Origin of the sequence: Kitasatospora sp. NPDC093558 (assembly GCF_040683475.1) — a bacterium.
GTDB lineage: Bacteria > Actinomycetota > Actinomycetes > Streptomycetales > Streptomycetaceae > Kitasatospora.
On sequence record NZ_JBFBDY010000177.1, the window covers coordinates 1 to 12315 of the forward strand.

Annotated in this window: 11 protein-coding genes and 1 pseudogene; 6 read left to right on the forward strand and 6 right to left on the reverse strand. The window is 73.0% G+C overall.

Translation table 11 applies throughout. The features are described 5' to 3' along the window. Nucleotides 1-94 precede the first annotated feature (94 nt). Entirely contained in the window at nt 95-469 is a 375-nt protein-coding gene (locus AB0O00_RS18415; RefSeq protein WP_363652993.1) for a hypothetical protein, read from the reverse strand. 243 nt (nt 470-712) lie between these two features. Next, nucleotides 713-1884: pseudogene (locus tag AB0O00_RS18420) on the reverse strand (hypothetical protein). A gap of 242 nt (nt 1885-2126) precedes the next feature. Here AB0O00_RS18420 and AB0O00_RS18425 point away from each other — a divergent pair. Beyond that, complete coding sequence (locus AB0O00_RS18425) at nt 2127-2885, forward strand: G1 family glutamic endopeptidase (RefSeq protein WP_363652995.1); 759 nt, start codon at nt 2127-2129, stop codon at nt 2883-2885. Nucleotides 2886-2954: 69 nt separating this feature from the next. On the opposite strand, the gene AB0O00_RS18430 is transcribed toward AB0O00_RS18425, so the two are convergent. Next, on the reverse strand, nt 2955-3899 hold the full coding sequence (locus AB0O00_RS18430; RefSeq protein ID WP_363652997.1) for an alpha/beta fold hydrolase: 945 nt from the start codon (nt 3897-3899) through the stop codon (nt 2955-2957). Between the two features lie 333 nt (nt 3900-4232). On the opposite strand from AB0O00_RS18430, the gene AB0O00_RS18435 reads away from it, so the two are divergent. Continuing rightward, nucleotides 4233-4532, forward strand: a complete 300-nt coding sequence (locus AB0O00_RS18435) for a hypothetical protein (RefSeq protein ID WP_363652999.1) — start codon at nt 4233-4235, stop codon at nt 4530-4532. Between the two features lie 46 nt (nt 4533-4578). Here the strand turns inward: AB0O00_RS18435 and AB0O00_RS18440 are convergent, their stop codons facing one another. Beyond that, a complete protein-coding gene (locus AB0O00_RS18440) occupies nt 4579-5415 on the reverse strand; it encodes a helix-turn-helix transcriptional regulator (RefSeq protein ID WP_363653001.1) in 837 nt (278 codons plus the stop codon). Between the two features lie 102 nt (nt 5416-5517). Between AB0O00_RS18440 and AB0O00_RS18445 the strand changes: the two genes are divergently transcribed. After that, nucleotides 5518-6153 carry an NAD(P)H-dependent oxidoreductase gene (locus tag AB0O00_RS18445; RefSeq protein ID WP_363653004.1) on the forward strand — a complete coding sequence of 212 codons (636 nt, stop codon included), beginning with the start codon at nt 5518-5520 and terminating at the stop codon, nt 6151-6153. A 14-nt stretch (nt 6154-6167) separates the two neighbouring features. After that, nucleotides 6168-7136, forward strand: a complete 969-nt coding sequence (locus AB0O00_RS18450) for an aldo/keto reductase (RefSeq protein WP_363653014.1) — start codon at nt 6168-6170, stop codon at nt 7134-7136. Between the two features lie 45 nt (nt 7137-7181). On the opposite strand, the gene AB0O00_RS18455 is transcribed toward AB0O00_RS18450, so the two are convergent. Beyond that, on the reverse strand, nt 7182-8423 hold the full coding sequence (locus AB0O00_RS18455) for an MFS transporter (protein ID WP_363653006.1): 1242 nt from the start codon (nt 8421-8423) through the stop codon (nt 7182-7184). A gap of 160 nt (nt 8424-8583) precedes the next feature. Between AB0O00_RS18455 and AB0O00_RS18460 the strand changes: the two genes are divergently transcribed. Together AB0O00_RS18460 and AB0O00_RS18465 are read left to right on the forward strand one after the other, a co-directional pair. Further along, entirely contained in the window at nt 8584-9459 is an 876-nt protein-coding gene (locus AB0O00_RS18460; RefSeq protein WP_363653008.1) for a winged helix-turn-helix transcriptional regulator, read from the forward strand. A gap of 95 nt (nt 9460-9554) precedes the next feature. Further along, nucleotides 9555-11504, forward strand: coding sequence for a hypothetical protein (locus AB0O00_RS18465; protein WP_363653010.1), 1950 nt, complete (start codon nt 9555-9557; stop codon nt 11502-11504). 15 nt (nt 11505-11519) lie between these two features. Here the strand turns inward: AB0O00_RS18465 and AB0O00_RS18470 are convergent. Next, the coding region (locus AB0O00_RS18470; protein ID WP_363653012.1) for a serine hydrolase at nt 11520-12315 on the reverse strand (796 nt) is incomplete at its 5' end.

Consider the following 12315-nt stretch of genomic DNA (forward strand, 5'->3'; position numbering starts at 1 on the left):
AGCACGAGCACCCGCCAGCCCTGGGCCCCCAGCCGCTGGGCGACCAGCGAGCCCGCGATGCCCGCTCCCACGACGACGGCGTCCCAGCGTGCGCTCACAGTTCCTCGCCTCCCCGGGGCACCTCGCCCCAACTCCCGTGCCCGGGCGCGGCGGCGCCGGGCGGGAGGGCGTGGAACGTGCGCCACACCAGCGCCCCGTCGTACGCCCGCTCCGACCCGGGCGGCTCCCCCGGCCAGTTCCCGACGTACCAGAGGTGGACGAGCGCGTGCTCGTCCCGCACCCGGTGCGCCAGGACGGTCCGGTGGTGCTCGTGCGCCACCCCGGTGGCCCGCAGTTCGGGCTCGTCGAAGCCGGTGAGGCCGGCGCAGACCCGGAGGAACTCGTCGAAGTCGGCGAGCTCGTCCCGCTCCTCGTAGTCGTCGCAACCGTCGGAAACGTCTGAACCGTCGAAGCCGTCGTCCACACACATGCGGGCACCTCCACGCAGTCACCGGTAGGTGGCCAGGCCATGACACGCCAGCCCGTCCGCGATCCTCCCGCCTGCGCCGTCCGCCGAACCATCGATGCCCGAAATCGTTCGAGAGTGATCGCAATTGATCACCAGAGATCCGATCGATCGTGAATCACGATCACCACACGACCGGGTGGGCCAGTCTGCCCACGCTCGCGAAGCTCCAGGGCACCCCCAGGGATCTCCCAGGAACCGTTCCAATTAAGTGAGCAGGAGTGAGTCTTGGACCCAGGTCTGATCACTGCGTGCATCCCGAACGGTGTTGGATGCCCGGCTGGTCGCCCGCGTTCTCCTTGTCCCCGCCCGGGCACGTGCATCGTGTGCACAGTCCGTGGCGGAGCGGCGGGTCTCCTCACGCTCCCGAACGCCTGGTCCGGCCTGGACGGTCCGATGCCCGCGACGATCACTCCGGTCGTCGTGGGGCGGTGTCGTCCGTCGCCGGATCGGGTGTCCGAGGGCGCGTCGCCCGATCGCGACAGCGGCGCAGTCGTGTCGGGTGGTCTGACGGGAGGGCGTCGCGAGCGGCTTCTGCCAGTGCTGCGCGCCCCACTGGGAGGTGTAGGCAGGGTCGACCGCGACGATGACCATGTCCAGCGCTGCGGCCATGGAGACGAGGCGGGCGCGGAGTCTGCCGGTGGGGATGCCCGAGATCAGCTGCCGGAGGCGGGCAGTTTGATCGACACCTCGCCGTCCGGTGTGACGCGGATCGTCTCGTTGCCGAACCGCTTGCCGGACTCGCCGTCGGCGGCGAGGAACCACCGCGCGCTCTCCCACTTCTCCCGCCACTGGGCTTCGGTCAGGTGCGCGGCGTCGAGGTTGTGGCGGGTATTGAGCAGCTTCCGGCCGCCGCGCACCACGTGCACGACGCCGTTGTCGCGGTCGGCGGCGACAGCTGCGCGTCGCTCCTCAAGGACGTGCAGACGCCGGGTCTTGTGGAACCACTCGTGCTTGGAGCGGTATCCGCCGGGCTGCCGCCTGCCGCCCTTGTCGCCCAGGGGCAGCGACAGGCGGTGGCGCAGCATCCGGATGCCGGCGTCCAAGGAGTCCAGGTACGCGCCCTGCCCACGACGCGACAACGCCCACTGGTCGTGCGTGGCCTTCGTGATCGACCCCGCCCAGCGCGACGACGACTCCACGGTCAGGTCACGTTTGCGCGCGGCCCACGTCTCGCTGCTGTGGTCCAGGCCGTCCGCGCAGCGCGCCTTCAGGTCCTTCGACGCCAGAGCACCCAGATGCCCGCCGACCAGCCGCAACACCCTCTCGTCCTCGGCTGTGAGGCCCTTGAGCCGGTCACGGACCGTCACACCCGACGGGCCAAGGGAAACGAACGGCGCGTCGATCCGCCTCAGCGGCTTCCTCGGTGACCCAGCCACGCCAACCCCCTCCCCCGTCAGTGCCACCACCCTGGCACACGCCACTGACAGTCGCCTCATCCACCCAACAAGCCGTGATCGAAAGCAGGCTCATGGACACCCATGTGCACCAAAACGACCTCAATCCCCAGCAGTTCACAACCCCCCGGATTTCGTTATCGCCCGGTAACTCTTCACCACCGACGGGCGGCGCTACCGTTGTCGACGCTTGGTCAACTCCACCCCCTCACACAGGAGTAGCCATGTCCATAGCCCGTCGACGCACGTCTCGACGCGCCCTCGTCGCCTCCTCCGCCGCCCTGCTGACCGTCCTCGGCGGCGCGGCACCGGCCCTCGCCTCGACCGCCCCCGCCACCGTCCACGCCCCGCTCGGCCACCACGGCGGCGGCGTGCTGCGCAGCACCAGCAGCAACTGGGCCGGGTACGCCGCGACCGGCGGCAAGTTCACCAGCGTCAGCGCCAGTTGGGTCCAGCCGTCCGTCTCCTGCACCGGCACCGACACGTGGTCCAGCTTCTGGGTCGGGATCGACGGGGACGGCAGCAACTCGGTCGAGCAGCTCGGCACCGAGGCGGACTGCTCGGGCGGCTCGCCGGTGTACTCGTCCTGGTACGAGATGTACCCGTCGTACCCGGTGAACTTCACCAACTCCGTCCGCCCCGGGGACCACTTCACCGCGAGCGTCACCACCAGCGGCTCCGGGTCGTTCACGCTCACGCTCTCCGACACCACGCAGGGCTGGAAGCGCAGCGTCAACAAGACCCTGCGCAGCGCGGCCCTCGCCTCCGCCGAGGTCATCGCCGAGGCGCCGTCCAGCTCGACCGGCGTCCTGCCGCTCTCGGACTTCGGCACCGTCGGGTTCAGCGGGGCGACGGTCAACGGGCAGAGCCTCGCCGCGTCGGGCGCGTCGAGCATCACCATGGCCTCGGGCGGCACCACCAAGGCCACCACGTCCGGGCTCAGCGGGGGCGGCGCCTTCTCGGTGACCTGGAAGCACAGCTGACGTACCGTCACATGCCCGGGGCGCCACCGAGAGGCGGCGCACCGGGCACTTCGGCTCCCCTTCGGCTCCTCAGAGCAGCGGCCCGATGACGGGCAGCACCGGCTTGCACGGCACGTGGACGGGATGCCCCGGGTCGAGCGCGTTGCGGACGTCGGCCAGGGAGACGGGGTCGTAACCGCCCTCCAGGTGATCGGTGGCGTCGGCCACGCACTGGTCCTGGACGGTGAGGTTCGTGACGTGCGGCCCGGGCGGCAGGTAGGCGCCGGTGTACGGGGTGAGCACCTCGTCGAACCGCGTGGCGATCGTGGTGTACTCGACGCCCGGGACGGTCGTGCCGCCCGCGTCGAGCGCGGCGAGGAACGCGGAGCCGGTCTCCTGCTCGACGCAGGCCGGGCAGGCGGTGTCGAGCACGGCGTTGGCCGGCTCCAGGATGCGCAGCTCCTCGCCGAGCATCTTGAGCCCGTCCAGCGTGGTGCCGCCGTTGTTGGGGTCGATGCCGACGAGCTTGGCCACCTTGGCCGCGCCGCCGAGGTTCTTCAGGTAGTAGCGCGGCAGCAGGCCGCCGCCCTGCGAGTGCCCGACGAGGTCGGCCTTGGCCGCCCCGGTGGAGGCGAGGACCCGGTCGACGAACGCCGACAGCTGCTCGGCGGACTGCTCGATCGGCCCGAGGCCCTGCATCGGCGAACCGGGCGCCCCGCCGTAGTTGAACGCGTAGACGCAGTACCCGGCGTTGGCGAGCATGGGGGCCGCACCGCGCCAGTTGTCGTTCATGTTCTCGGCGGTGCCGTGGACGAGGACGACCGGCTCCGGGTGGGCGGCGCTCGGCCTGCAGGACCAGTCGTTCGCACCGGGCGGGGCGACGTCGGGGGCGAGGAAGCCCGCCGGGAAGCCGACCGCGAAGTGGTACTCGACCGGGTACGCCGGGGCCGCCGCGGCCGGGTGGACGGCGGCGGCCAGCAGACTGCCGACGGCGACCGCCGTGGCCGCGAGAGCCCGTCCTCGATGCGTTCTCATGAGGAATTTCCCGCCGTCAGGAATTACTTCTGCACTGACCGAAAACTACCACCAGCGCAAGCGGTTCGCAGGTCAGAGGCCATCCGGCAGGCACACTCCGTCATTAACCTCGTCGCATAATCACATGACGTGACGGCATCGCACCCCAGGAATCCCGGGTCGCCATTCCGGAATTCTCTCGCCTCATTTCCGGGACGCCCGGCACGGGAATCCGGACCGCCGCCGGAACCCCGCCGGAACCCCGTCGGACCGGCGGACGTTCTCGGCACGGACCGACCGATGACGACCGACGGGCCGAGAGTGACGGCCCGTGGGGGGATCGAGGGGAAGAGCATGTTCGAGAAGGTGAAGCAGCGCATCGCGGACCGGGACGCCAGGATCGCGGCGCGCGCCGACTGGGTGTACGTCTCCACCCTGCCCACCGGCCCGAAGCCGTTCGAGCAGGTGGCGGTGCTCACCGCGGAGCGCGAGCAGACCCCGCAGGAGGCCTGGGCGAAGCTGCGCGAACTGGCCGCGGACCGGGGCTGCGACGCCGTCCTGGGCGCGGCGCTGACGTCCTGGGACAGCGACGGCTTCCCGCGCTTCGTCGCCTACGGCACCGGGGTCCGCTGGACGCCGGAGGACGCGCGCTGACCACCGGGGTGCTGACCCGCCGGTCCGGCGGTCAGCACCCCGGACGTCACGAGATCGCCCGCAGTCGCACCGGGGCCGGCCGCGTCAGCCGGTCGACGTGCGCGGCGGTCTCGGCGTCGGCCGGGAGCAGCACGAGGAGTTGCTGCGCGTCGGCGGTGAGGTCCAGGGTCTCGCGCAGCAGCCGGAGTTCGGGCCCGTCCGGGTGCCGCAGGCGCAGCGGTCCGCGGCGGGGCACGAGGTGCTGGCCGAGGCGGCGGGTGAACTCGGGCCCGGCGACGGGGGCGAGTTCGGTGCTGAGCCACTCGGAGCTCTCTACGGAGGGGCCTAGCCAGAGGTCGAAGGCCTGCTCGTCGGCGACGTCGTCCCAGTCGGCGAAGAGCGTGCGGGCGCGGGGGTCGGCGAAGACGTAGCGGGTGAGGTTGGGGGCCGGGTCGTCGAGGAGGCCGGCCGCACCGAGGACGGCGGCGTAGCCGCTGGTGTGGGCGAGGACGTCGCCGAGGCGGTTGGTGACGGCGGCGAGGCCGGGTTCGAGGAGCCGGAGGGTCTCGCGGACGGTGGCCCGCACGTCCCGGGGCGCCGGCGCGGGCCGGGTGTGGTTCGGGCAGGCGCCGCCGGTGATCTTGGCGAGGTAGCGCAGGTGGGTGCGCTCGGCGGCGTCGAGGCTGAGGGCGTCGGCGAGCGCGTTGACCACGGCCGTCGAGGGGTTGCGGTCGCGGCCCTGTTCGATCCGGGTCAGGTACTCGACGCTGATGCCCGCGCGCATGGCCAGGTCGGCGCGGCGCAGTCCGGGCGAGCGGCGGCGGCCGTGGTCGGGCAGGCCGAGCGTCTGCGGCTGGATGCTGTCGCGCTTGGCGCGGATGAAGTCCCCCAGTGGTGTGCCCATGTGAGGGAGCCTACGGCGTGCGGGCGCGCGGAGGGTGGCCCTGCGGGGGCCAGTCTGAGCACGGCCTGGCTGCGGTCTTCGCACCGGACGAGGGTGATGGCCATGGAGAAGAACACCGTGGCCAAGAACACCGTGGAGAAGAACGCAGTGAAGAAGAACAAGCTCGTGATCGTCGTCGGCAGCGTCCGGGAGGGCCGGTTCGGCCCGGTGGTGTCGTCCTGGGTGGCCGAACAGGCCGCCGCGCACGGCGGGTTCGAGGTGGAGGTGGTCGACCTCGCCGAGGTGGACGTGCCGCTGGCGCTGCCCGCCGCCTCACCGAAGTTCGCCGGCGCCGACTACCCCCGGCCCGCCGGGATGGCGCGGCTGACCGAGGCCCTGGAAGGTGCGGACGCGTTCGTCATCGTCACGCCGGAGTACAACCACAGCTACCCCGCCTCGCTGAAGGCCGCCATCGACTGGCACTTCACACAGTGGACGGCCAAGCCGGTCGCGTTCGTGAGCTACGGCGGCGCGGCGGGCGGCCGACACGCCGTCCTGCACCTGGAGAACGTCCTGACCGAGCTGCACGCGGTGACGATCCGCGACGGCCTGGCCTTCCCGAACTACTTCACCGCGTGGGCCGACGGCCGCCCGGACGACCCGCAGGCCCCGGGCTACGCCAAGGTCCTGCTCGACCAACTGTCGTGGTGGGCAGGCGCGTTGAAGGCCGCGCGGGCCGCCGTCCCGTACCCGGCGTGAGAGCGGCGACCGTCATGGAGTACGTCAACCTCGGCGGCACCGACCTGACCGTCAGCCGGATCGCCCTCGGCTGCATGGGCTTCGGCGGCTCGGGCGGCGGGCACAACCCGTGGGCCCTGGACGAGCAGGCCGCGGCGCCGGTCTTCCGGCGGGCCGTCGAACTCGGCATCACCCTCTGGGACACCGCCAACGTGTACGGCGGCGGCGCCTCCGAGGAACTCGTCGGGCGTGCCGTGCGGCGCTACACCCGCCGCGAGGACGTCGTCCTCGCGACCAAGGCGGGCCTGCCGATGCACGAAGGCCCGGGCGGCTCGGGCCTCTCCCGCCGGGCGGTCCTGGAACAGGTCGACGGCTCGCTGCGCCGCCTCGGCACCGACCACATCGACCTCTTCCAGCTGCACCGCTTCGACCCGGCGACACCCGTCGAGGAGACGGTGGCGGCGCTTCGGGATGTGGTGGGGGCGGGGAAGGTCCGGTACGTGGGCGCATCGTCCATGTGGGCGTGGAGGTTCGCGAAGCTGCGGCACGCCGCGGCCGTGGGCGGCGGCCCGGACTTCGTGTCGATGCAGCACCAGTACAGCCTGGTGCAGCGCGAGGAGGAGCGGGAGATGTTCCCACTCCTCGCCGACGAGGGCGTGTCGAGCCTGGTGTGGTGCCCGCTCGCCTCGGGCCGGCTGGCCCGGCCGTACGGGCAGGCGACGGCCCGCTCGGACGGGGACCCGGTCGCTCGGCGGTTCTTCGCCGACGTCGACCGGCCGATCGTCGACGCCGTGCAGGGCGTCGCGGAGGCGCGCGGTGTGCCGATGGCCCGGGTGGCGCTCGCCTGGGTGCTCGGCAACCCCGTCGTCGCCGCGCCCGTCGTCGGGGCGACCCGCCCGGGCCACCTGGACGACGCGGTGGCCGCGCTCGGGGTGCGGTTGGGGCAGGACGAGGTGGCCGCCCTGGAGCGGCCGTACACGCCCCGCCTGCCGACCGGGTTCTGATCGGCCCCCGAAACCCCCTCAGCCCCCGAAGCCCCAGAAACCCCCTCAGCCCCCGACCACCTCCGGCACGGGCGAGCGCTGCTCCGCCCGCGGGGCGGTCAGCGGGCCGGCGGCGAAGACGGCCAGGCCCGCGAGGACAGCCAGGCCCGCACAGACGGGCCAGAGCAGACCGGGCGCGGACTGGTAGAGGGCTCCGCCGATCGGGGGTGCGAGGACGGTGCCGCTGGTGGAGGCTCCGGCGTAGAGGCTCTGGAAGCGGCCCTGGTACTCGGCCGGGGCGCTGTCCGCGACGAAGGCGGTGGCCGGGGTCTTGTAGAGGATCTCGCCCGCGGTGACCACCACCATCATCACCACGGTGGTGACCACCGACGCCCCCGCGACCAGGGCGGCGAAGCCCGTGCCGACGAGCAGCAGGCCGGTGCCGATGATCCGCAGCGGCGCCCGGTCGCGCAGCGCCATGGTGACCACGACCTCCAGCGCGAGGATCAGGCCGCCGTTGATCGCCAGCACCGCGCCGTACACGCCGGTGCCGATGCCGTGGTCGGCGAGGAACACCGGCAGGACGGAGTACTGCTGCCGGTAGACGGTGTCCACCACGACGATCGCCGGCAGCAGCACGAGCACCGCGGGCCGCTCCCGCAGCGCCGCCCACAGCCCGCCGCGACTGACGGTCCGGCTGCTCCGCGGCCCGTCGGCGGTCAGCACCTTGGCGGCGTACGCGGCGAACAGCAGCGACCCGAGCCCGTCGATGCGGAACAGCCACTCGTACGACCAGTGGGTCGCGATGAACGCGCCCAGCACCGGCCCGATGGTGAAGCCCGCGTTGCCCGCGAAGCGCATCACCGCGAAGCCCTGCCGCCGGTCGCCGGGCGGCACGGCCACCGCCACGAGCGCCGAGTTGGACGCGCGCACGGTGCCGGCCGCGTACTGGAAGACCGGCAGGACCAGGAGCAGCACGGACGTCGGCAGCACCGGCAGGGCGAGCAGTCCGGCGCCGGAGACCGCGGACCCGGTGAGCAGTGTGCGGCGGTGGCCGAAGCGGTCCCCGAACCAGCCGCCGGTGAAGTTGCCCGCGACCAGGCCGAGGCCGCCGGCGCCGGCGATGGTCCCGGCTGCGGCGGTGCTCAGCCCGCGCGGGCCGGTCAGGTAGACGAAGAGGTAGACGAAGGTGAAGGACACCACCATGTTGGCGAAGCCCCCGGCGGCGAGCAGCCAGACCGTCCTGGGCAGCGCCCGCAGTGCGCCGCCGTTCCGTGCGCCGTCCCCGGTCCCGTTCCGCTCGGCCACCCGGCCACCCCCCGTAGTCAGTTCCTTTTCGGAACGGACTATGTCAGCCTGACGGGGCTAAGGTCAACGACGTACTCAATGACGTACTCAACGCGGTACTCACCGGCTGTACTCACCGGCCGCACTCACCGGCCGTGCTCACCCCAGGAAGGAGGCCAGGATGGTCCGGCGCGGCGGCCCGGCGGACGACAACTGCGCGATCGCCCAGGCCCTCGACGTGGTCGGGGACACCTGGACGCTGCTGATCGTCCGCGACGCGGCCCGCGGGCTGAACCGCTTCGAGCAGCTCCAGCAGGAGCTCGGCCTCTCCCGCAAGGTGCTCGCCGAACGCCTGCGCCTGCTGGTCGACTCCGGCGTGCTGGCCCGCGAGCAGTACCAGGACCGCCCGGCTCGCCACGAGTACCGGCTCACCCCGCGCGGGCGCGCCCTGCTGCCCGTCCTGGTCGCCCTCCAGGACTGGGGCGACAGCTGGCTCCTCGGCGACGGCACCCCCACGGCCACCGCCACCGAGCACTCCCGCGAGGCGGAACGCGTCCACGCCCTGCGCGACACCCGGATCCCCGAACTGCTGCTCCCGGGCCCCGACGGCCGGGCGCACGATCCCGTCACCCCGGACTCCACCACCGTCCTGTACTGCTTCCCCGGCGCGTTCGTCCGCCCCGAGTCCTACCCGCCCGGCTGGTCGGCGGTGCCCGGGGCGTCCGGCTGCACCCTGGAGTCCCGGACCTACCGCGACCACCTCGCCGACTTCACCGCCGCCGGCGCGGCCGTCCGCGGCATCTCCACCCAACGCCCCGACGAGCAGCGCGCGTTCGCCGAAGCCGAAGGCCTGACCTTCCCCCTGCTCTCCGACCTCGCGCTCGACCTCACCGGCGCCCTCCGCCTCCCCACCCTCCGCGCCGCCGGCACCACCCGCCTGAAGCGCCTCACCCTGATCGTCGACCGCACCCGCACCATCCGCGAGGTCCTCTACCCGATCACCGACGTCGCCGGCAGCGTGACGGCCGCCCTGACCGCCGCCCGGGCGCTCCAATAGACCCCCGACGCCGACGCGAATTTCGGGCGACAGCGCAGCCGTTTCCTTGCACCATGACGCCTGACGGCAGGCACGACGACGTGATGGTGGGTGGGATGACGGCAGCGGGAATGTCGCTGGAAGCGCTGGTCGCCGTGGTGTGGGAAGGACTTGAGACGGCGTACCCGACCAAAGCGGTCGACGAGATACCGCGTGCACTGCGCCGGCTCGCGCTCGCGGGTGCGGACGCGACGGAGGATCTATGCCACCCCCTGTACGCGCTCGTCACCCAGGACGGGTGCGAGACGCCGTCCGCGGCGGCCGTCGCGCTGCCGTTCGTCGTCGCCCTCGCCGCCGACCCGGCCATGGGCGCCCGGGTGGCCCTCGTCGAGTTGCTGACGGAGATGCAGGCCCCGGCCCTGCCGGACGACGACTGGGCGCGAGCGCGGGCCCTGCTCGCGGATCCGGATCCCGCGGTGCGGCGCGCGGCGATTCCCTTGGCGGTCACGGTCGTTCGGCTGCTGGAGCGGTGGCGGCTGGAGACGGACCCGACGGTACGCGTCGCGCTCCTGCTCGCTCTCGGACGGGCCGTGGCCCGAGCCGGCGACGCCGTCCCCGACGAAGCGACGGCGGTGCTGGCGAAGGTGCTCGACGGGGACGACCCGGTGCTGTGGGTCGCGGCCGTGCACGCGTCGGCGGAGTTCGAACGAGGCTTTCCCGCCCGGCAGTTGGACCGCCTGATCGACGTGTTCGCCGATCTCGCGCTGCGCCCCCGGTTCGAGGAGGTCTGGTACACCCCGGCCGTCGACGGCCCCTGGACCCGCGAGGAGCTGGTGCAGGCGACGGCACGGCGGCTCGCGCACGATCCCGAGGCCGAACTCCGCTTCGCCGTCCGGCTGGTGGAGACCTCGGACCGCACCGCGGACGCCGTGCTGTGCCGGGAGGCCCTGGACCTCGCGTGGCGGCTCCTCACCGAACGGCGTTCCGTGGAAGCCGCGTTGCTGCCACTCGCGGGCGGGCTGCTGACCAGTCCCGACGGCGCCGTCCGGCTACGGGCCGCAAACATCCTCGCGGTCCTGGGCCCGGCCGCGGCCCCGTATGCCGACCGGCTCGCCGCACTGCTCGACGACGACGCGGCCGACGACTTCCTCGACGGAACGGTCGGCGAGTTCGCCCGCTGGGCCCTTGCCCGCCTCGGCGACCCGCGCGGCCTGGCGGGACTGGTCGAGCAGCTCCGGGCGCAAGAGGAGGAGCCGGGCCGCGCCTACTGCACAGGGGATCCGAGACGGCCCGAAGTCGCCGACGTGCTGATTCCGCTGCGACAGCACGCGGAGGTCCTGCTGCCCGCGATGAGGGAGACGATCCGGCAGGGCAGCGCGCTCCGCCCACTCCTCGACGTAATGGAGGCCTGGGGCGAGGACGCGCTCCCGGCCCTGCCCGACCTCCTGCCGCTGCTCGGCGACACCCGGACCTCGATCCCGGTGATCCGCATCCTGCGGGCCATCGGCCCGGCCGCCGCCTCCGCCGTACCGGCCCTGCGTGCCTGCAAGGTCCTGGATCACCCCGGGAACCACGCGTTCGTGGACCTGACCGCCACCTACCTCGGCGAGGACCGCGGGACGGCCCTCCGGCTCGTCGGCGACGCGGTCACGGCGGCCGAGGAGCCCGGGGGCGGACCGATCGACGCCCTGGCCGACTTCGGCCTCGACGCGGCTCCCCACGCGGAGCACGTCCGGATCGCCATGGAGAACAGCAGGTACTGGCCGCGCCTCACCCACGCGATCACGCTCTGGTCGATCACGGGCGAGGCCGAACCCAGCCGACAGGTCCTCGAGGAGTTCGTCCTTCCGGTCGCCGACGGCGGCGAGGGCTTCCACCTCTTCGGCCAGGCCCTCCGCGCACTGGTCCGCATGGGCGCGATCGGCCCAGTGACCCGCGCCGCCCTGCTGACGATCCGGCGGTCCGACGGCCGCCTGTGCGGGGACGGCGGATACCCGATGATCCTTCGCGATCAGGAGCTCCGCGCACTGATCGACCTGGCCCTCGCGGGTGCACAACCCGCTTGAGCGAGCCGCGTTGGATCACGCCATCGCGCGCAGGGCGTCGACGGCGAGGCGGGCGGTGGTGCCGATGGCGGCGTCGGCGGCGGGGAGGGTGATGGTGGTCGCGGCGGCGCGGGTGAAGACGGCGAGGGCGTAGCGGCCGCCGTCGGGGTACTCGACGACGCCGACCTCGTGGCGCAGCGTCGGGAGGGTGCCGGTCTTGCCGTGGAGGCGGACGTCGTCGAAGGGGAAGCCGGAGGCGAGGCGGTGCGGCCAGACCTGGAGGCCGAGGAGGCGGCGCAGGGCGGCGCCGTGGTCGCCGGGGCAGGCGTCGCCGTGCCAGATCGCGGCGAGGAGGGTGGTCATGTCGCGGGGGGTGCTGCGGTTGGTGAAGGCCGGGTCGAGGACCCTGAGCCGGGCGACGACCGCCGGGTCGACGGGCGAACCGGTGCCGGTGTCCTCGACGAGGGCGGCGGTCATGTCGCGGAGGGTGTGGACGGCCACCGTCCGGGTGAGGCCGAGCTCCGCCATGGTGCGGTTGACGGTGTCCAGACCGACCTCGTGCCACAGGACGTCGGCGGCGGCGTTGTCGCTGACGGCGGCGGTCAGGTAGGCGAGGTCGCGCAGGGAGAGGCGGGCGGCGTCGAGCATGGCGGCGAGGCCCGTCCCGCCCGGGGTGCGGCCGGCGGCGGGGACGTCCACCTGACGGGTGAGGTCGATCCGGCCGGCGGCGGCCTCGCGGAACAGCGTGACCAGGAGGCAGAGCTTGTGGACGCTCGCCGTGCTCACGGCGGTGTCGGCGCCGACGGCGATCTCGGCGCCGCCGTCGAGGTCG

Bases quoted from the DNA above. Each gene is read 5' to 3' on its own strand.
- AB0O00_RS18450 (WP_363653014.1), top strand. From the start codon at position 6,168: ATGGAGTACGTCAACCTCGGCGGCACCGACCTGACCGTCAGCCGGATC.
- AB0O00_RS18460 (WP_363653008.1), top strand. From the start codon at position 8,584: ATGGTCCGGCGCGGCGGCCCGGCGGACGACAACTGCGCGATCGCCCAG.
- AB0O00_RS18415 (WP_363652993.1), bottom strand. From the start codon at position 469: ATGTGTGTGGACGACGGCTTCGACGGTTCAGACGTTTCCGACGGTTGC.
- AB0O00_RS18465 (WP_363653010.1), top strand. From the start codon at position 9,555: ATGACGGCAGCGGGAATGTCGCTGGAAGCGCTGGTCGCCGTGGTGTGG.
- AB0O00_RS18430 (WP_363652997.1), bottom strand. From the start codon at position 3,899: ATGAGAACGCATCGAGGACGGGCTCTCGCGGCCACGGCGGTCGCCGTC.
- AB0O00_RS18440 (WP_363653001.1), bottom strand. From the start codon at position 5,415: ATGGGCACACCACTGGGGGACTTCATCCGCGCCAAGCGCGACAGCATC.
- AB0O00_RS18445 (WP_363653004.1), top strand. From the start codon at position 5,518: ATGGAGAAGAACACCGTGGCCAAGAACACCGTGGAGAAGAACGCAGTG.
- AB0O00_RS18435 (WP_363652999.1), top strand. From the start codon at position 4,233: ATGTTCGAGAAGGTGAAGCAGCGCATCGCGGACCGGGACGCCAGGATC.
- AB0O00_RS18425 (WP_363652995.1), top strand. From the start codon at position 2,127: ATGTCCATAGCCCGTCGACGCACGTCTCGACGCGCCCTCGTCGCCTCC.